We start from the raw sequence: 19,309 nt of genomic DNA, 5'->3' as shown, positions 1-19,309 counted from the left end.
CCCATGCAAGCGCGGCCTGGGCAGTCGTGTACCTCAAGGGGCTGCGCGGCCTGTCCACCCGCTTGGCTCACTGCCCGGGCGGCCCCTGTCAGCGGTCCTCCTCGGCACCTGCGCTCCAGCCCTCTCCCTCCACATGGCCTCTATCCCGCCTATACGCTCATCGGGATGATCTGCGCCACGATGATCTTCATGTTGGGATTGTTGGCCCGCATTTGGCCGACGAGTTTCGTGATCGCATCGAGCTTGGCCTGCAGCGGGATGTAGCCGCCCCACATGTCGTTCGTCCCCAAATGCATGAGGACGATGTCCGGACGGGCCGCGCTCAGCCAGGGCGGCAATTGATTGTTATCGGCAATACCCGTCGCGGAGAAACCGCCGTGCCCTTCGTGGTCAAAGTCGTACGAGAACCCCGCGTTACAACCGCCGCCGTCGGACACGGTGCCGACAAAATCGATGTTCGTGTATCCGGCCGTTTGTAACTGATTCCAGAGGAAGGCGCGCCAGCATCCGGGCCCGGCGGTAATGGAGTCACCGAGCGGCATGATTCGCACGGGTGCCGCCGCCGCAGGTGACGTCATCCCGAAGGCGAGTACCGCAAGTAACAAGGTCAGCGGACTGTATAGCGTCGATTTGCGAAACATTGGAACCTCCTCGTGTACATCTGCGTATGTAGTGGCTGGCGGAGTGCACCTGCTCACAGGGGTGGATGTGCAGAATCTCTGGATGCCTAGGGGCTACAAGAGTCGCGAGGCAAACCCCGAGCGCTCCGCTCCTGCGGTGCACCTCTTCGAACAACTCTTTGAATCCATACCATGTTCTTCGAATAGCTGTCAGCCAAATCAGAATTATCAGCATAAATTACCTTCCAAGATCAATCTTGAATTAACAGCATCTCTGCTTGCTCTTGGTACGAAGAAAGTGAGAGCGATGACGCGGTGCAAGCACAGGGAGCGGCGCTGATGAGTTGCATCGAGTGTAGCCGTGCGTGTGCAGGCGATGGCGCGCTGCGCACATGCGGCAGGGGGCGAGTTCCCTGCACGGCGGCGCGTGCCCCCCTGCCGGCCGCCCCCTCATCTCTTGGACATTCGTCTCCCGGCGGCGCACCTCGTGTCCATGGGACCAGGTTGGTGGAAGAGCAGCTCGAGGCCTTTCGAGCGCTCATCGAGCACGCGGCCGAGAATGAAGACGTCACCGCTGCCCTCGAGGCGCTCTTTCGCGGAGTCGTCGAACTCGTCGTTCACCGGCCGCTGGTGGCGAAGGTGCTCGCCGGATCGGAGGACGAATTCCGCGCGATGGAAGCGAAGGTCGAAACCGTCGTCGCACGCGCGAAGAAGGCGAAGGTGATCAGACCTGATGCGGGAGTGAGTGATTTCAGGCGGCTGGTCTGCGGCATCGAACTCGCGGCGCGGGTGGGTCCGCAGCCAAGAGCGGCCGCGCAGCGCTACGTGGAGATCGTTCTCGCCGACATCCGCCCGTGAAGGGCTCGTGGCGGCCTACCGGGCCACGGATGGCGGCAACCAGCGGCCGGTCAACCGCAGGTAGCAGCAGACGAGCAGCACCAGCAGCAGGGCGATGCCCGTGCCGTTGAGGCCCTGGGACACCGCGGTGCCCACCACCATGCCGCCGAGTCCCAGGGGCTTCATCAAGAAGGTCACCAGCGCCCCCACCATGCCCATGCTCACGAGGATGAGGGTGAGGATGAGCAGCAGGAGGAACAAGTTGCCGCGGTGGCCCTGTGTATGAGTCCACGAGAAGGACACGGACTCGAGGGGGCTGACGGGCTGGAGCACCGTGGCGGGGAGTGTCAGGGCCAGGGCCACGGCGAGGAAGATGCCTGGCGCCAGGCAGAGCAAGAAGCCCACGCCCAGGACGATGCTGAGTAACAGGCTCGTGCCGAAGACAGGCAGGGCCCGGCGGAGCGCCGCGCTCACCAGGTCGCCGAATGGGCGGCGCGGGCCCTCCAGCGCATCTCCGGTGAAGCGGATGAAGAGCGCAGATGCCAGGGCCGAGAAGATGCTTCCGCCCAGCATGACGGCCAGCCATGAGGATAGCCGCTCGGACATGAATGGCACGATCTGCCCGGCCTCGAGGGCCTCCTGCATGTCCATGTTGAAGGGCAACTCGGCCAGGCCGAAGAGCACGTGGAAGCCGGCGAACACCGCGATGGGCGCCGGGTAGCGCACGAGGAACCCGAAGGTATCGCTCAACACCTCGCCCACGGGCTGGCCCGGCGTGGCGTAGCGCGCCCCGCAGGAGACGCACCACGTGCCCGCCGCCTGGGGGCTCCGGCAGGCTTCACACGCGAACGAGCCACAGCGGGCACAGGTGAAGGTGGCGGGGGCGGGGTGATTCGCGCACGGGAGCGACGGAGTCTCCATGGCGGTCGTCCTATCTCAGCCGCGAGGCGTATAGGAGGGAGGGGGCCTTGGAGGGTGAGGCAGAGGTCGCCATCCTTACACCTGGCGACCTGACCTCCGCACGGCTCGGCCCTACTTCCGCCAGGCCGACACCGAGGCCCGGGCGAAGTCGGCGAGATCCCTCGGAGGCTGCCCCGTCACCTGCTCGACGGTGGCGGTCGTCCGATCCTCCGCCCCGCGGGCGATGGCGCCATCCATGGACGCCAGCAGCGCGGCGTAGTCCTGCCTCAGCCCCAGGCGGCTCCAGCGCTCGGCGAGCGCCTCCTCCGACAGGTTGACGTGGCGCACGGGCCGCCCCAGCGCGTCACCAATGATGGCCGCCGCTTCCCCGTAGCTCGACGCGCTCCACGCCGTCCAGCGCGCGCGCGTGACCCTCCGGTTGGTTCCAGTCGAAGCGCACGCCCTCGACTCCCTTGGGGGCGCTCCCCGAGGGCTGGCCAGCCGCACCGGCCAACCCAGCTCCTTCAGCCGCCGCACCACGCGGCCACTCGTCTTGCCCGTACCACCCGTCACGAGCATCCCAGGCTTGCTCATGGTCAACCCTCCTTGAGGATGTCCATGGCCCGCAGCATGATCAGCGGATTCCAGTAGTCGCGGTACTTCACGATCCGCCCATCCCGGAACTCGACCACCGAGATGTACTTCTGGTTGTACGGCTTGCCGGTGGCCACGGCCTGCCCCTCGCAGGAGAACTCCGCGACGAGCACCCGCGCATCCTGCGACTGATGGAAGACCGGCTCGCTGAGGCGGTCGATGCGCAGCATCTCGGGGAAGCGCCGCATGTACTCGCGGATGGCCGCCTTGCTGTCGAGCCGCTGGGGGAATCCCTGGGGGGAATAGGGGAACTCTATCGAGCCGTCCTCGGCCCACATGTCCACGAAGCCCTCGGCGTCCCCGTTGAGCAGGGCCCGGTATCCCGACACGAACAGCCGGATGTTGGGGTTCTGGTGCGCGTCTTCCTGGTGACCCATCCACATGATGTTTCCCTCCTTCGCGACTTCACGTTGGAACGGTTGCGTTCCGACGTACAAATAGGGCGATGAACGATGGAACGCAAGCGTATCGTCGTAATGTGAAGCTCATGAAGGAGAAGCCCATGCGAAGAACGGAGAGGAAGGTGGCCGGAGCGGCGGTGCTCCAGACCAACGTCACCACCGCCATCACCCGCGCCCTGTTCCGCGAGCTGGCGAAGACGGGGTATGCCGCGCTGAGCATCGAGGCGGTGGCGAAACGCGCCGGGGTGGGCAAGGCGGCCATCTACCGGCGCTGGCCCTCGAAGCTGGAGATGGTGTCGGAGCTGCTCGCCGAGGTGGGCATCGAGCTGACCGACATACCGGACACGGGGTCGCTGCGTGGCGACGTCGCGGCCTTCCTCGAGCAGACCCGGGCCCTGCTGCGCCGACCCTTGATCACGCGCATCCTGCCGGACATGCACGCGGAGATGCGACGCACACCGGCGCTCTCCTCGGCAGTGCGCTCGGGAATCCAACAGGGACGGCGCGCCCGGGCCCAGGAACTGTTGCGCCGGGCCATGGACCGGGGCGAGCTGTCACCCGACCTCGATGTCGACCTCGCCCTGGATCTGCTCGGCGCCCCGCTCTATTGGCGGGTGATCGTGACGGGGCAAGCCACGCCGCCGGACTACCTTGAGCGGCTCACCGTCATGACCCTCGGCGGCCTGCACGCGCTCTCCAAGCAGGCCGCCGCGAAACGCTAGCGGCTCACCGCCCCGAGCGCCTTCTCCGTGGCTCGGGAAAGGTGTCAAAGGACTCGTTCCGACACTTCGTTTCCTACAAATCGTCTGACACCCTTCCTGCGACGACGCGGATGCCGACCAGTGCGTCGTTCTCGCCTGCGACGAGGGCGAGTGCGCCTTCTTCGACTGCGCGGATGTGGACCCGGAGGCGCTCACAAACGGGCCCCTCGTACAGGGTGCGGAGATGGCCTCTATCCCGCCTATACGCAACTTCGACTGGGTCCAGGGCTTCTTCCCGGGTCAGCTCTGGCTCATGTACGAGCAGGGACGGGAGCCCTACTGGCGCACCAAGGCGGAAGCCTGGACGCGCAACCTGGAAATCCAGAAGAGCAATACCGACATCCGCCAGATCACCCATGATTTGGGTTTCAAGTTCATGAACAGCTTCGGCCAGGCGTACCGGCTGACGGGGGATGACTACTACCGCCAGGTGATGTTGACGGCCGCCACCTCGCTGGCCAGACGTTTCAACCCCACCGTGGGCGTCATTGATTGCTGCGATTGGAATGACGCGAACTGGCAGGTGCCCATGGTCGTGGACACGATGATGAACCTGGAGCTGCTCTTCTGGGGCGCCCGGAACGGAGGAAATGCCGCCTGGAACGACATGGCGCTGCGCCATGCCCTGAAGACCGCTTCGGACATGGTCCGCGCGGACGGCGGAACCTTCCACGTGGTGGATTACAGCACCTCGGGCGCCATCCTCTCCCGTGAGACCTACCAGGGGTACTCCAACAGCTCCACCTGGGCCCGGGGACAGGCCTGGGCCATCTACGGCTTCACCATGGCCTACCGGTACACGCGTGATCCGCGCATGCTGCAGGCCGCGCAGAAGGTCACCGACTACTACCTGGCCCGGCTACCCGCCGACTTCATCCCCAACTGGGACTTCAACGCCCCCGCGGATCAGCAGCAGAAGGACTCGTCGGCCGCCGCCATCGTCGCCTCGGCGCTCCAGGAGTTGAGCAGGTACGTCACCGACGCGGCCGTGGCCCAGCGGTACCGGAACGCGGCCCTGTCGACGCTCGACACCCTCGCCTCCCCGGCCTACCTGGGCTCGGCCACCACGGGCCCCGGCATCCTCCTGCACGGCGTGGCGTTCTACAGGAATGCGATCAAGCCGCGAGGTGCGGACATCGACAAGAGCCTCATCTATGGCGACTACTACCTCGTCGAGGCGGTGAGCCGCTTCAAGCTGTGGAACCAGGAGGGGTGGCTCTCGACGCTCGGCTTCCCGGAGAGCGTGCGCGGCCTGGGCACCGGCAACACCGGCGTACGGATCGTCGAGTTCGACGTGACGCCGCTCAGCCAGCCCATCGACGGCGTCATCGGCTACGCGGACACCTCCACCAACGTCACCTCCTACTCCAGCCTGGCCATGGCCATCCGCATGAACCCGAGCGGCTCCTTCGACGTGCGCCGGGGCGCGGCGTACGCGGCGCTCGCGAACGTGCCCTACCAGGCGAATGCCACGTACCACGTGCGCATGCGCACGGACCTGAATGCCAAGACATACAGCGTCTGGGTACGGCCCCCGGGAGGCACCGAGGTGCTCGTGGCCGATCGCTTCGCCTTCCGCTCCGATGCGCCCGCCACCGATGACCTCGGAAAGGTGTCGCTCAAGAGCGGCCACTTCGACAACGAGTTCCGGGTCCGCAACCACACCGTGCGGGCCGAGACAACCGCCGCTTCGAGCACGAGCACCCAGGCGAGATCGCCAGCAGCGGATCGGAGGCCTTGACCGGCGCCCGGACTCCAGCCGGCGCACACCGTCACTGAATCAATACGTAAATGTGAAAAAGCCCCAATACATGATTTGGTGTATTGGGGCTTTCTCCTTTTCTGTTAGATCGATGATTCAGAACGGCAATCCTGCCGTTTCATATGTCAACAAGGTGAAACGACATGAAGAAGGCCTTGACGATCGCGCTGTTTGGTATGGCCGTGGCGGTGGGTGGCGTGCTGGGCGCGACCACGGGGGCGCAGGAGACCACCGCGATGCCGTGCTGCTCGACCTGCGAGGAGAACTACATGTCCTGCCTCAACGAGTGTGGTGGTGACGCCACGTGTGCGAACGCGTGTGATGCCCCGTACTACAAGTGCAGCAGGTACTGCAGCTTCTCCTGCTAGTTCCGGCACAGGGTCCGAGCGCGGTTCGTGCTCGGACCTGGTTCGGCGTGCGTGACGGCGCGAGACCTATAGAGTACGCGCGTCATGTCCAACGCATTCCGAGCCCCCCTGATGTACGGACTGCTCGTGTTCGCCACGCTCGCGAGCGCCCAGCAGCCCCAGCAACCCCGCTCATCCCGGCGCGACGTCGCCGACGTCTATGCCTCGCTCTGCGCGAACTGCCACGGCCCCAGGCTGGAGGGGGGGATGGGGCCGAGCCTGGTCGACGACACCTGGAAGTCCGGCGCGGACGACGAGCGCATCGCGCGCAGTATTCGTGAAGGCCAGCTCACAGCGGGCATGCCCGCTTTCTCGGGCGCGCTGTCGTCCCAGGACATCCGCGCGCTCGTCATCTACATCCGCGAGCAGGGCGCGAAGAAGCGAAACGAGGGCACCGCGTTCGCCAGGCCCGTGGCGGACAAGGTCGTGAACAGCGAGCGGCACGCGTTCAAGCTGGAGACGGTCGCCGAGGGACTCGAGACGCCGTGGTCCGTGGCGTTCCTGCCGGACGGGCGCATGTTGGTGACCGAGAAGGCCGGACGGTTGCGCGTGGTGGAGAAGGGCCGCCTCCTGCCGAAGCCCATCGAAGGCACGCCGGAGGTCTGGTCGCGGAACCAGGGAGGCCTCCTCGACGTCGCCGTGCATCCCGACTACGCCCGGAACGGGTGGATCTACCTCTCCTACAGCGCCCCTGGCGCGAATGGGTCCGCCATGACGGTGCTCGTCCGGGGCAAGCTGCGCGAGGGCCGGTTCGTGGAGCAGCAGACGCTCTTCCGCGCGCGCCCCGAGCATTACCGCACCGGAGGCGTGCACTTCGGCTCCCGCATCGTCTTCGACGGCAAGGGCCACGTGTTCTTCTCTATCGGGGAGCGGGGCCACAAGGAGGATGCGCAGGAGCTGTCGCGGCCCAATGGCAAGGTGCACCGCATCCACGAGGACGGGAGCATTCCGAAGGACAACCCGTTCGCAGGCCGAGAGGGCGCCATCGCGAGCATCTGGAGCTATGGCAACCGCAACCCGCAGGGCCTGGCGCGGCACCCGGTGACCGGGGAACTCTGGGAGGCGGAGCACGGCCCCCGGGGTGGCGACGAGCTGAACCGCATCGAGCCGGGCCACAACTACGGCTGGCCGGTCATCACCTACGGCATGAACTATGACGGCACGCCGATGACCGACCGCACCGCGCAGGAGGGCATGGAGCAGCCCGTGCTGCACTGGACACCGTCCATCGCCGTGAGCGCGATCGACTTCTATACGGGCAGCCGCTTCCCCCAGTGGAAGAACGACCTGCTCGTGGGCGCGCTCGCGCAGCAGGAGCTGCGGCGCCTGAGGATAGAGGACGGCAAGGTCGTGCACCAGGAGGTGCTGTTCAAGGACATCGGCCGGGTGCGCGACGTCGTGAGCGGCCCGGATGGCGCCATCTACATCGCCTTCAACGAGCCCGATCGCATCGCGCGGCTCGTACCGGCCTCCCCGGTCGAGCCCGCCTCGGGCAAGACCCGCGATACGAAGCCGTGAGCGCCAGGGGACCAGGCGTGCACGGTCGCCGGTCCCAGGGCCTGGAAGAAGCGAGGCAGATCGTCGGCGTTCGAGACCAGGGCCCCAGCGCCACCCGCCGAGGACGGATGGTCTCCAGGTCGATGACAGGTGTGCCGACTCGAACACCGTCAGCACGGTTCCCTGTCACCAGGAGTCGATGGAGATGAGACGCCCTACTTCCGGCTCGCGAGCCCCCGCCGGACGGCCTGGACGAGGGCGCTCGCGGCCACCTCGCAGTCATCCGCGGAGCAGATGGCGGACACCACGGAGACACCGTCCGCCCCCGCGGCGATGACACTCGCGGCGTTGGCGGCGTTGATGCCACCAATGGCCACGACCGGGATGGGCAAGAGGGGCCGCATGCGGGCGAACTCCTCCAACCCGAGCGCCGGGGTGGCGTCCGCCTTGGAGCCGGTGGGGAAGATGGGACCCACTCCGGCGTAGTCCACCACCGCCGGATCCAACGTGCTCAGGTCCGCCGGCCCGGTGATGGACAACCCCACCAGCGCGTCGGGCCCCAGCAGGCGCCGAGCCACCTCGGGGGGCAGATCGCCCTGCCCCACGTGGACTCCGTCCGCCCCCAGCGCCATCGCCAGGTCCACCCTGTCATTGACGATGAGCGGCACCCCGAGCGGCCGGAGCCGTCCGAGCAGGGCCCGGCCCAGCTCCAGTGTCTCGCGCGCCGAGGCCTCCTTCTCGCGCAACTGCACCACGGTGGCCCCGCCGCGCACCGCGGCGAGCTCCCCCAAGCAGGAGAGGAGGAGGCGAGCGTGGAGCCCCAGGAAGCTGCGAGGCAGGAAAAGAGGAAGGAGGGGAGGGCGCGAGTGGACTGGGCAGGGCGACGACGAAGGACCTTCGCGGTGGAGGTGTTGGCCTGAGTGAGGAGTGGAGGCAGGCGGAGAGTGCTGGCGTACGCGAAGGAAGCGGGAGGGTGAGAGCGATTGTGGAGCACCTGGGCCTGCCCAGGGCAGGTGCGAGGCTGGCCCCGGAGCGAGGGCCCCCCCAGGCCGCGTGGTGTTGAGGCTGACGCCTCCCCAGAGCCAAAAGGCCCAGTCAGCTACCGCGCACCCCATGCAAGCGCGGCCTGGGCAGTCGTGTACCTCAAGGGGCTGCGCGGCCTGTCCACCCGCTTGGCTCACTGCCCGGGCGGCCCCTGTCAGCGGTCCTCCTCGGCACCTGCGCTCCAGCCCTCTCCCTCCACATGGCCTCTATCCCGCCTATACGCATATTCGCGGCGTATCTCAAAAAACAAGAGGTGGGCCAGAACGTTGCCATTCTGGCGGAACTCGATCCCGTCAGCAGGGCTCCCCGACAAGCCGTAGCATGGGCGTTTCGGGTTCAATACCGAGGACTGCAACAATACAGCGCACGCCTCATGCCCCCATTCCCAGACGTGCCCGAGGCGCCAGTGGGCACAGATCGAGTTTTCTCCCCGTTGAGAGATGCCATCTACATGGCGATCGCCTCCGCGCTGATCATCGCCCGGCACGCACAGGAGAGCCAGGGAAACCCATTGTATCGTGGGGCCAACATCGGGTCGGTCCTCGTCAACGCCCAGGGAAAGATCATCGCATGGGGCGTCAATACAAACTCCGACAACAGCACGCTCCACGCGGAGGTCAACTGTGTCCAGATGTATCAAAAGAATACGGATGGCGCACCCATCCCGCGCGGCTCAAGGCTCTATACGACGTTGCAGAGCTGCGAGATGTGCTCGGCCATGCTGACGACGACCTGCGAAACCGACCTCACCGTCATCTATGGCGAAAGAGACTTCACCCTGCGCAGGACAACTTTGATGCGCGGAGCGAACGGCTGCACGGAAAGGCGATGCAACACTCCCATTCGCGCCCAGGCTTCGGTACGCTGGGCTGGGCTTGCGGCCGCCATTCGCCCGGCCGCAGGGGCCTTTGGCCATCAGGTGGTAAGAGATGCGCTGCAGCCCAATGACGACCGCCAAAGAGCCACTCAACAGTTCGTGCGCGCGCAGACAACTGCAAATCAGCAGGTGGTGGATCGCCTTGTTCAGGCTGGCCGCATCGAGAGAAGAGAAATAGGAACGTCCAAGCAGAGGGGAGCGAGATACGCTCAACTTCTGGGGAGGTTGAGGGGCGGTGCCATCGAGCAGATACGCACCAGCGCATCGGAGGCATACAGACAGGCCGTGCCAACGCGCGTCACGGAGAGCCTGGGGCAGCCTGCCGCGCTCAGGGCGTTTGCCATGCCCATACTCAGGAGAGGCGAGGAATTCATCACGGAAGCCCTGAGAGCATTGTGGGGTTCCGCCCCAAACATCTGGACTCCCGGGGACAAGGCAGCATTTGCTCAGGGGGTTGCCCTGGTCAGCCGTGTCTTCGAAGATGACTAGCGCATACAACGGTGTATAGGCGGGATGGAGGCCATGTTGAGGGTGAGGGCTGGAGCGCAGGTGCCGAGGAGGACCGCTGACAGGGGCCGCCCGAGCAGTGAGCCAAGCAGGTGGACAGGCCGCGCAGCCCCTTGAGGTACACGACTGCCCAGGCCGCGCTTGCATGGGGTGCGCGGTAGGTGACTGGGCCTTTTGGCTCTGGGGAGGCGTCAGCCTCAACACCACGCGGCCTGGGGGGACCCTCGCGCTGCTGGGCGTGTCGCGCTCGGCCTACTACGCCTGGCAAGGGCGCCCGGAGTCCGCGCGGCAGGTGTCGGACCGGGGTGCGAGTTCACCGAGCGGGTGAATGACTATGCGCACCTCGCGCCGTGCCCCTCCTGTCCCCAGTGCGGCTCGGTGGTGCGGCCCGAGGTGGTGCTCTTCGAGGAGCTGCTGCCGCCGGGGAAGGTGGCGGTAATGGAGCGGGAGTTCACCCGGGGCTTCGACCTGGTGTTCTCCATCGGGACCTCGAGCCTCTTCCCGTACATCACCGCGCCAGTGCTGGAGGCCGCGGCGAGCCAGCGCCCCACGGTGGAGATCAACCTGGGGCGCACGCAGCTCTCGGACGTGGTGGACGTCCAGTTGCAGTTGGGGGCGGTGGCCGCGTGCGAGGCGTTGTGGGCCGTGCGGGAGCGGTGGAAGCCTCGTAGTTAAATGAGAGGAGCGCTCAGGTCCTCACCGGGAGTCCTGGGTGGCCAGAACCCGTCGAAAACTGTCCGCTCGACCGCTTGCGGCCTTGGAACCTTCGTGAGTAATTGCAGACACCTGGAGCGGACACCATCGCCGCTCAACGGAAGCGAATGTTCGCGTGAAGTGTTCTCCTTTCTAAAAGAAAGACATCATGAACGAGAACGAAGTCAACGGTTGTGTTGGTTCGCTTGACACCAAGACCGAGCAGGCAATGGACCGGAGGCGGTTCGGCGGCCTGCTCGCCACCTCCTTGATCTTCCCAGCCTTGGCCTCCATGGCTTGCGCGTCCCAGGGGCAGCGGACCGGACAGCCCATACCGGCGGGGCAGGTCGGTTCCGGTCCGCCAGGCGATCACCCGCCCATGCACAGCGGGAGGAGGCCAGAGATCGCGATGGTCCTCTACAACGGAATGACCCTGCTCGACACGATCGGCCCCATGACGGCCCTCAACGCGGCGACGCAGGTGTACCTCGTGGCCGAAACGAAGGACCCGATCATCGCGGACACGGGCAACGCCATCCTGCCGACCACGACATTCGACGAGTGTCCCAAGGATCTCGACGTGCTGTTCGTCGGTGGGGGCTCCTTTCTGGTCCTCAAGGACAAAGCGATGCTCCGCTTCATCGCGGACCGCGGTGCGCGGGCGAAGTACGTCACCTCCGTGTGCTCGGGCTCGATTGTGCTCGGGGCGGCGGGGCTCCTCAAGGGGTACGAAGCAACGAGCCACTGGGCATCACGCGACCTCCTGCCCCTGTTCGGGGCCAAGCCTGTTGACGCACGGGTCGTCGTGGACCGCAACCGCATGTCGGGGGGGGGCGTGACGGCGGGTATCGACTTCGGACTGACTCTCCTGGCGAAGCTTGTCGGAGAGGATGTCGCGAAGCTGAGCCAGCTCGCGATGGAGTACGATCCAGCGCCTCCCTTCAACTCCGGGTCGCCGAAGACGGCGGACCCGGAGATCGTGAAGCGGGCCAAGGAGTGGATGGGGGCGATGAGTGTCCAACATGCCCAGTTCGTCCAAGAGGTGAGCCAGGCGATGCCGAAGTAACGAGGCAGGTGTTTGCCACCAGGGAGCAGCACGCCCCCGCTCCTGCCCCAGGTGGCCCAGCGCGTCACGTGTCGACGACGACAACGAGCTTGCCGCTTGCCGTGCACCTTCTTCGGGGGGGGGGTTGAGGTTGGCACGGTCGAGCGAGACCCAGAGCTCTACCCGGTCCCAGATGTCCATGAAGGCGTTCCCCCAAGCAGCAGGAGCGGAGGAGGCGAGCGTGGCGCTTGAGGCAGCGGCCAGCAAGGCCGCGCGCTGCGCCGGTACACGGGACGGTGCAACCCCTTTGGGGCACACCCCTGCCCTGGCCGCCCTCGCTTGAGGAGAGAGGCAGCTTGAGGGAGCTGGCGAAGGGGGACGGAGTGACGGCCAGAAGCGACATATGCGAGAAGCAGAAGGATGACGGTCACCTGGCGGCAGGCGCTGAAGAGCCCGGACTTCTGGTGCTGGTACTGGATGGTCGAGGGATGCGAAGGCCTCGAGGAGAGCGCCATGCCGCAAGAGGCTCTGCGCATTGGGCCACCGGGCCCGGGCCCGGCGCTGGTGCTCGAGGTCAGCAAGTATGAGCGCACGCTCTACCTCGCGCACCCGAGACTGCCCGCGCAGGCGCAGCTGGGCTGGGTGGACGATGCGCATTGGCATCCGCATGCCTTGCGCTGGGAGGAGACGATTCGCGCGGCGGAAGGTCTGACCGAGGGACGGAGCGAGGCCCTGTTGCTCCTGACCATTTTCACGCCCACCACCCCCACGGATGACCGTGAGCAGGTGAGCAGGCTCCTCGAAGCCGCTTCGAGGGAGACCGGTATTCCTGAGCCAGTGCGCGAGCAGATCCTCTCCGTTGCGTCCATTGCTGTGGATGCGGAGTGGCGCTGCGACGCCGGCAGATGGGTGATCGAGGGCAAGGTCTACTCGCTTCGCGATCCGCGTAACCCCTCCTTCCCCTTCCTGGAGCTTCAGGAACTGAGCTCCCGCTGACCTGGGTCTCCACCTTTCGGTGGAACTCATGGGGCTCCGGCGTGTGCCTGAAGAGGGCTGCACCGCCTCTCCACCGGCCCGGCGCACAGCCCTGGCCTCTAGTAGAGGCGGCGGGAATCGAAGCCGCGCCGGGCGGTGCGAAACTTCCAGCAGAATCGCGCCCTTACCTCGCAACCGCCCGGAGAGCTTGGGAGTCGGTATCCCGCCGCGTCCCCTCCTGTCCCGCCCCGTTCCGGCCCATTCCGCAGGCTCCTGCGACATACGTGCAACATGGCGAGGGCTGCCGACGCACTCACTGTCCCCTGGCTTTGCCCTCCGGGAAGGTCAGATTCCCGAGGGTGTCGGTGCGCGACCCTCCTGCCTCCCACAGCTTGAGAGTAAAGGGGCAGCGGAGCTGCGCAGACTCCCCCTGTGCGCCCACCACGACGGCACCGGCGCCATTCGCGGGGATGGGCGCCTGTTGCCACGCGGCAACCTCCACCTGCTTCCCCGTCGAGTCCACCAGCGCCGCCCCCGCCAGTAGTGTTCAGGGCTCAGCGCCGGGGTTTAACAGGTGCAGCCTCACAGGCACGCTTGCCGGGCTCTCGTTCGTGCCGGTGTAGCTGTAGCTCCCGCCTCGAACGAACCGCAGCGCGTTTGCTGGCTGCTCCCTCAGCAACCCTACAAGGTCCTTAAACGCGATGCTCCCGGCCGTTTCCAGCCATGCGGCCCCCATGAGCCCGCCTGGCCCCTCACGCTCGGCCAGAAGCCGCGCCTTATCCTACTAACATTGGCACGCTTTGGCTTGTGCCTCGTCCCTCTCTTCGCGAAGGCGGCCGGTGTCCCGTTAAAGGGCCCTGCCGGAAATTAGTTGGCCACTTTTCGCGCTCCGAGGCCGATTTTCCGGGGGAGAGCGCGCCTCTCATGGCTCAGTAAATTCTGAGCGGGCCCTTTAACGCCCAAAGCCGGGCCTTCAGTCGAGTTTGATGTCGAGCAGTTTATGCCGAGTCCACCCTTGCCACTCGTCGTTTGGGTTTGTCGAAAGCTCACCAGCCGCTGGCTGCTCGACGGCGAGAGCGGCAACTACGATGGGCTGCTGTGCCGCGAGCGTGTAACAACCCGTCGTTGCCGTCTCGACCTTCATCGCCACGGCAGCATTTGCGCCAATAATCTTGCCTACGCTGTTGTCGAGCTTTGCAGTCAGCTCCGGATTGATGCTCTTATCGACGCAGAGATTGACGCTCAGGCCCTCCATCACGAGGTCGTTCGCGATCAGAATTAGCGTTCCCGCGTCGAATGCCTTCTTCACCAGCTGCGAAGAGTCGAGCTTACTGATGTAGTCGAGCGTTGGCTGCAGAAGCAGACGCCGCGGATATGCACGTCCCAGCCGGACCTCGGTGGTGACACCTTTGGTGTAATTGACGTTCGCGCCGAGGTTCAGCAATTGCGCAACCTTCGGACCATCCAGTTCGGCACTAAGCTTCGTCTTCTCCTCCTCGCTGAGCGTAATGGTCGGTCCATTCTTGCCAACACCCGCGAATCCTTTCAGCGCGAGCCATTCATCGAAGGAGGCCGGACTCACACCGAAGCAATTCGCCGAGTCGCAGATTGACACCTGCTTCTTGAAGCGCTCCTTTGATGCGTATGCCGTCCCTACACCAAAATTGTCGGTTGGGTAGCTGAACCAGCGATACGAGTCATAATCGGTGCCGACCACGTCCTTGAGTTTCTCGACGGTAATCTTGTTGTACGCTGTCTTGCATCCGAGATTCAGTCCAAGCACCGCGATAGCGGCGAGCATCCACACGTTCGTCTTCATGGCGCGACAAGACCCTCCAGGTTTGGGTAGGCGGCGCGATTGAATGGGACGGTCACGCCGTTTTGCTGAAACGACAGATTGAGAGACACAATCTTCGCTGGCACCCAACGCTGGATGTCGTCGAAGAAGAGAAAGTCCGAATCGGACTGGAAGTCTATGCCGGTGATTTCACCTCGCTTAAACCGGCGCGTGTTGTCTTCGCCGTCGGCGGATTGGTAAGGTGACCGACCCTCTGAGGAGTGGCAGCGCGACGGCCGACTGCCCCTTCGAAAAATGCATAGGATCCTCCCTTTAGGAAGAGCTTATCGGGCTGGGGGCTGCCCATTGCAGCGGACTGCTTGAATTGAAGGTACGGCCGCGATGCAAGGAGCAGCCTCCGTTTTGCCGCCACCCCTGAGACGTGCTCATTGTTGAGCCGCCAAAAGGAGCGCGCGACCAACAGCATTGACGCGACTGCTGGGGTTGCGAAACTCGCGCCGTGTTCGTCTTCAGTGACACAACGACCTTTATAACCGGCTCCGCGAGCGAGACACGACAGCCCCGCGCCCTTACTCGAAGACATCCCGAACGCCTTTCCATTCGTGTCTGTGCCGCCAACAAGAACGACACCGTAGTCATGCCGCAATTGCCAAAAGGTCTTTTGCGGCTCGTAGGGCGTGTCCTCGACGTCGCCGGGTGTGTTGAGCGCTGCGCTGAACAACAAAGCCCCACTTCGGGGCTTGAACGAGTTCGGGAAGACTTTGAATGGGTCCGCCGTCGTGAAGAACGACGACGAGATAATGGCACTCGGGTTGCGCTCAAGCAATTCATCGTACAACGCAACAAAATAGAGAATCGGCACAATATGCTTGTTCGTTTTGTGTCGATACTGCTTGACTAGAAGGTTCCGGTAGCCTTCCAAGCTGACACGGACCTCCTGGCGATACTTCTGGATGAATCGGTCGAGGCGGTCCAAAGCGTTCGGATTGAAGGGATAGAAAGCTAGCTCGACCGGATTTATTTTGGGTGCGAACTGGGGCGCTCCGATGCTGCACAAGGAAGAGCGCCACCAAAGGCCGCCATGGCGCACGTCGCGCAGGCCGAGTCCGATGCAGGCGAGCGCTTCGCGTAGCGCGAGGTAGCGTAGCTGGAAAAACGATTTGATCATGGGTGTATTGCGTGATGACGATGGCACTGCCGTTGCCTGATTTCAAACACTGCCCCATCTGTTACTTGAAACGTGGCAATTTATAGATATTGCCACGACAATACTTCCCCATGGGAAAAATTAAACGATGACGAGTACTTACAACGGAAGTTGCCACTGCGGAGGCATCCGATTCCAAGCCGACATCAACCTCGGCCAGGGCACGACGCGCTGCAACTGCTCGATCTGCTTCAAGACCCGGTTCTGGGGCGCCGTCGTCGCCCCCGCCGCGTTCCGCCTGCTGGCCGGCAGCGAGATGCTGTCGACCTACCGCTTCGGCCGCAAGCGCGAGCAGCATCCGTTTTGCACCGTGTGCGGCATCCGCCCGTTCGTCATCGGCGATTCGCCGCGCCGCGGGACCTTTTATGCGGTGAACGTGGCTTGCCTGGATGGCGTGGACGATGCGGTGCTGGCGGAGGCGCCCATCACGTACGTCGACGGGCGCAATGACGATTGGGATGCGGCGCCGGCCGAGACGCGGCATCTTTGAATAGCTGCGGCCGTTGTCAATCTCAACTGGGGCATGTTTCCAGTACGGATAGCGCGACCGGCTTTCCAAGGACCTCACGTGCTAGCTTGCCAATAGGAACGCTTCTGCGCACGCTGTTCAATATCTGCCTCTGAACAGAACACTTAAGGGTCGTAAAACGAATGGCAAAGGCGCCCTACATCGAAGAAGGCAGACTACGACATCTGCTCAAGGTTCGAGTACGCCTACATTAAATTCAAGACTCCTTAAGAATTAGGAGAGGCGCCGCGTGCGCCCGATTCTGACTGGTCGAGCAGCGAATGATGTGCAACTGTGGAGGAAGTGAAGATGGCTGAAACAAGATCGACAAGGAGATGCCTGCAATGGCCATGAAACTGTTGCCAGCCCTGGGTTTGGCGTTCCTTCTAAGCGCGGCGCTGGCGGCTTGCGGGGGGAGCGCGGCTGACTCGACCGCGGTCCAGTCTCGTAAGCTCACCCGAGTCAACGATGCCGCCACCGCGAAGGTGGAGTTGCTGCAAGCGCCTTACAACTGGAGCCAGTTCTCGGGCACGGGCTGGGACGGCAAGACCCTCACGGTCGTTCCCCTCGACCGCAAGATCCGCCCGAAGACCAGCGGCAAGTGGTATCTGAATCCGCCGATCAACCTGATGGGGCCGCGCCTCGATTTCACGGCGAATTTCTCCGTCGAGATCGAGGTCGACGCAGCCGTCCATCCGGACAAGGGCGCCTTCGTCGACCTTTACGGCAGCCTGCCGATCGGCTACGACGAATGGCGCATCGATGGTCGCAACGTGCGCCTGGGCCTGACTCGTGGCGTGGCCCAGGTGTGGGTCGACATGATCAAGCAGGACTTCAGCGCCCAAGGCCTGGGCCCGCGCGTCACCTTCGGCGTTAACCGGCAGGGAACGGCGCTGATTTTCAGTGTCAACGGCAAGGAGATCGGCCGCTTTAAGGAATCCGACAACCACCCGGTGTTCAGCAAGGGCAAGCTGTATTTCGGCGCTGACGCCGAATTGGGGGGCGGCTTCTCGATCACCAGCATCAAGGCGCAAGACGCGCAGATCGCCGACAACGGCGCCGATATGCTGCGGGCCTACACCCCGCCTGCGGACTCGCTGCGCTCGCTGGCGCAAGGTCTGCCCAAGCCTTTGTGGATCGGCGCGGCCGCGAACGCCGACGCGCTGCTGTCGGATGCGAAGTACGGCCAGGTCCTGGCCGAGAACTACTCGATGATCACGCCGGAAATGCACTTCAAGTTCCAGGCCATCCACCCACAGCCTGACCAGTACGCGTTCGCCGAGGCCGATGCGCTGGTGGCGTTTGCGGCGAAGAACAACATGCGCGTGCACGGCCACACGCTGGTGTGGCACGAGGCGCTGCCGCAGTGGATCTGGAGCCTGTACGACGCCCGCAACTACCCGGCGCTGCGGCAAGCGCTGATGGACCACATCACTACCCTGGTCACGCGATACAAGGGCAGTGTGCACGAATGGGACACCCTGAACGAGATCTTCTCGTACGAAAGCGACGAACCCTACGGCCTACGCAGTGGCGCCGAAGACGAGAACAACCTCTCGGTCTGGTACAAGGCGTTCGGCCTGCAGATCTACATCGACGCGCTGCGCAAGGTGAAGGAGATCGATCCCAGCGCCGAGAACTGGATCAACGAGTTCGGTATCGACCAAGCCGGTTCGGCTGACAAACTCGACAACATGATTGCCTTCGTGCGCTACATCAACGGCCTGGGTTATGGCAAGCTGGTTGACGGCATCGGGTTCCAATCACACAACTACGACCCCGACGACGATCCGGCCCTGGCCGCCGATCTACGGGCGGCCATGCAGAGGGTGATCGCGCAGGCGCATGTCAAGGTGCGCGTGTCGGAGCTCGACGTATCGGACGCTTCCAGTCGGCCCACGCTGTTCTCCGACAAGCTCGCCGTGTGCCTGCAGTTCCAGGCCAGCCCGGGTTGCGAGAGCTTCGGCACGTGGGGCTTCACCGATCGCTACGGCTCCATGTCCGGCCCGGTAAACGCAGGTGGCAAGACGAACTACCTGTCGCCCAACTGGGGCGCGGAACTGGCGGACTCACTGCCCTTCGACGAATCGTACGGGCGGCGCTCCGCGGTGGACTACATGCGCAGGGAGCTGAAAAAGGCTGGTCCCCCAAGCCGGAGCGGAGGAGAGGAGCGTGGCGCCCCAGGCAGCGGCCAGCACGGAGCCGATGAAGGAGAAGACGCCGCGAATAGACTGGGCCGAGTTGCTCAGTAGGACGTTCGCGCTGGACGTGTTCGCCTGCGCCCGCTGTGGAGGCAGGCGAAAGGTGCTGGCGTATGTGACGGCCCCGGCAGGGGTGCGCTCGATATTGGAGCACCTGGAACTTCCCACGCAGGCTCTGAAGCGGGCCCCGGCCCGGGGACCACCCCAGCGGGCGTGGTGCTGAACCTGGCGCAGCCGCTGTCAACACGCCCCAACTCCCCTGCCTCTCTCCTCAAGCGAGGGCGGCCAGGGCAGGGGTGTGCCCCAAGGGGTTGCACCGTCCCGTGTACTGGCGCGGCGCGCGGCCTTGCTAGCCCCGGCAGCGGCCCTTCTCGGCCTCTCCGCTCCAACCCTCACCCTCAACATGGCTTCTATCCCGCCTATACGCCTCTCCTTCTTTGGCTCCTTGCTGACCGCTGCCTGGGGTGCCACGTTCGCTCCCTCCTCTCCTGCTTGGGGGAGCGCCGCACACGTGGGGTATGCACCGGCTGCGCCTGGGAGTGTCATCCGGGTGGAAGACAGTGGCGCTGGGGGACGGGTGGCCTCGTGTCACATTCGTGTCGCGCGCGGCCCATG

General features: G+C 64.6%; 18 protein-coding genes. 11 read left to right on the top strand and 7 right to left on the bottom strand.

Going from position 1 to position 19,309, the window contains the following annotated elements; translation table 11 throughout:
• Positions 1-149 precede the first annotated feature (149 nt).
• Positions 150-641: a GDSL-type esterase/lipase family protein gene (locus F0U60_RS37080; protein ID WP_395806776.1), complete on the bottom strand. Its 492-nt coding sequence runs from the start codon at positions 639-641 to the stop codon at positions 150-152.
• A 486-nt stretch (positions 642-1,127) separates the two neighbouring features.
• On the opposite strand from F0U60_RS37080, the gene F0U60_RS37075 reads away from it, so the two are divergent.
• The gene (locus F0U60_RS37075) at positions 1,128-1,478 is read left to right on the top strand and encodes a hypothetical protein (RefSeq protein WP_395806775.1); all 351 of its coding nucleotides are present in this window, start codon (positions 1,128-1,130) and stop codon (positions 1,476-1,478) included.
• A gap of 15 nt (positions 1,479-1,493) precedes the next feature.
• Here F0U60_RS37075 and F0U60_RS37070 read toward each other — a convergent pair whose 3' ends face one another.
• The 3 genes from F0U60_RS37070 to F0U60_RS37060 form a co-directional block, all read right to left on the bottom strand.
• The gene (locus F0U60_RS37070; protein WP_395806774.1) at positions 1,494-2,378 is read right to left on the bottom strand and encodes a hypothetical protein; all 885 of its coding nucleotides are present in this window, start codon (positions 2,376-2,378) and stop codon (positions 1,494-1,496) included.
• A gap of 111 nt (positions 2,379-2,489) precedes the next feature.
• Positions 2,490-2,951: a hypothetical protein gene (locus tag F0U60_RS37065; protein WP_395806773.1), complete on the bottom strand. Its 462-nt coding sequence runs from the start codon at positions 2,949-2,951 to the stop codon at positions 2,490-2,492.
• Positions 2,952-2,953: 2 nt separating this feature from the next.
• Positions 2,954-3,394, bottom strand: coding sequence for a nuclear transport factor 2 family protein (locus F0U60_RS37060; protein ID WP_395806772.1), 441 nt, complete (start codon positions 3,392-3,394; stop codon positions 2,954-2,956).
• A 119-nt stretch (positions 3,395-3,513) separates the two neighbouring features.
• Between F0U60_RS37060 and F0U60_RS37055 the strand changes: the two genes are divergently transcribed.
• From F0U60_RS37055 to F0U60_RS37040, 4 genes are all read left to right on the top strand, one after another.
• Positions 3,514-4,134, top strand: a complete 621-nt coding sequence (locus F0U60_RS37055; protein ID WP_395806771.1) for a TetR/AcrR family transcriptional regulator — start codon at positions 3,514-3,516, stop codon at positions 4,132-4,134.
• Between the two features lie 223 nt (positions 4,135-4,357).
• Positions 4,358-5,914 carry a glycoside hydrolase family 88 protein gene (locus tag F0U60_RS37050; RefSeq protein ID WP_395806770.1) on the top strand — a complete coding sequence of 519 codons (1,557 nt, stop codon included), beginning with the start codon at positions 4,358-4,360 and terminating at the stop codon, positions 5,912-5,914.
• A 164-nt stretch (positions 5,915-6,078) separates the two neighbouring features.
• Positions 6,079-6,303: a hypothetical protein gene (locus F0U60_RS37045; RefSeq protein WP_395806769.1), complete on the top strand. Its 225-nt coding sequence runs from the start codon at positions 6,079-6,081 to the stop codon at positions 6,301-6,303.
• Between the two features lie 84 nt (positions 6,304-6,387).
• Positions 6,388-7,860, top strand: a complete 1,473-nt coding sequence (locus tag F0U60_RS37040; RefSeq protein ID WP_395806768.1) for a PQQ-dependent sugar dehydrogenase — start codon at positions 6,388-6,390, stop codon at positions 7,858-7,860.
• Between the two features lie 194 nt (positions 7,861-8,054).
• Here F0U60_RS37040 and thiE read toward each other — a convergent pair whose 3' ends face one another.
• Positions 8,055-8,612: a thiamine phosphate synthase gene (gene thiE, locus F0U60_RS37035; RefSeq protein WP_395806767.1), complete on the bottom strand. Its 558-nt coding sequence runs from the start codon at positions 8,610-8,612 to the stop codon at positions 8,055-8,057.
• A gap of 722 nt (positions 8,613-9,334) precedes the next feature.
• Here thiE and F0U60_RS37030 point away from each other — a divergent pair.
• The 4 genes from F0U60_RS37030 (at position 9,335) to F0U60_RS37015 (ending at position 13,001) form a co-directional block, all read left to right on the top strand.
• The gene (locus F0U60_RS37030; RefSeq protein WP_395806766.1) at positions 9,335-10,249 is read left to right on the top strand and encodes a Bd3614 family nucleic acid deaminase; all 915 of its coding nucleotides are present in this window, start codon (positions 9,335-9,337) and stop codon (positions 10,247-10,249) included.
• Between the two features lie 342 nt (positions 10,250-10,591).
• Positions 10,592-10,942, top strand: coding sequence for a Sir2 family NAD-dependent protein deacetylase (locus F0U60_RS37025; RefSeq protein ID WP_395806765.1), 351 nt, complete (start codon positions 10,592-10,594; stop codon positions 10,940-10,942).
• 427 nt (positions 10,943-11,369) lie between these two features.
• Positions 11,370-12,026 carry a DJ-1/PfpI family protein gene (locus F0U60_RS37020; protein WP_395806764.1) on the top strand — a complete coding sequence of 219 codons (657 nt, stop codon included), beginning with the start codon at positions 11,370-11,372 and terminating at the stop codon, positions 12,024-12,026.
• A 399-nt stretch (positions 12,027-12,425) separates the two neighbouring features.
• On the top strand, positions 12,426-13,001 hold the full coding sequence (locus F0U60_RS37015) for a hypothetical protein (RefSeq protein ID WP_395806763.1): 576 nt from the start codon (positions 12,426-12,428) through the stop codon (positions 12,999-13,001).
• A 952-nt stretch (positions 13,002-13,953) separates the two neighbouring features.
• Here F0U60_RS37015 and F0U60_RS37010 read toward each other — a convergent pair.
• Both F0U60_RS37010 and F0U60_RS37005 read right to left on the bottom strand, forming a co-directional pair.
• On the bottom strand, positions 13,954-14,799 hold the full coding sequence (locus F0U60_RS37010; protein WP_395806762.1) for a hypothetical protein: 846 nt from the start codon (positions 14,797-14,799) through the stop codon (positions 13,954-13,956).
• A gap of 154 nt (positions 14,800-14,953) precedes the next feature.
• Positions 14,954-15,946: a S8/S53 family peptidase gene (locus F0U60_RS37005; RefSeq protein ID WP_395806761.1), complete on the bottom strand. Its 993-nt coding sequence runs from the start codon at positions 15,944-15,946 to the stop codon at positions 14,954-14,956.
• 127 nt (positions 15,947-16,073) lie between these two features.
• Here F0U60_RS37005 and F0U60_RS37000 point away from each other — a divergent pair, with 127 nt between their 5' ends.
• On the top strand, positions 16,074-16,475 hold the full coding sequence (locus tag F0U60_RS37000; protein ID WP_395806760.1) for a GFA family protein: 402 nt from the start codon (positions 16,074-16,076) through the stop codon (positions 16,473-16,475).
• 362 nt (positions 16,476-16,837) lie between these two features.
• Positions 16,838-18,745, top strand: a complete 1,908-nt coding sequence (locus F0U60_RS36995) for an endo-1,4-beta-xylanase (protein ID WP_395806759.1) — start codon at positions 16,838-16,840, stop codon at positions 18,743-18,745.
• Positions 18,746-19,309 lie beyond the last annotated feature (564 nt).

It is taken from the genome of Archangium minus, assembly GCF_044360475.1.
Lineage (GTDB): Bacteria > Myxococcota > Myxococcia > Myxococcales > Myxococcaceae > Archangium > Archangium minus.
Note: the sequence above shows the minus strand (reverse complement) of the source record. Positions and strands in the feature narration are given on the sequence as shown.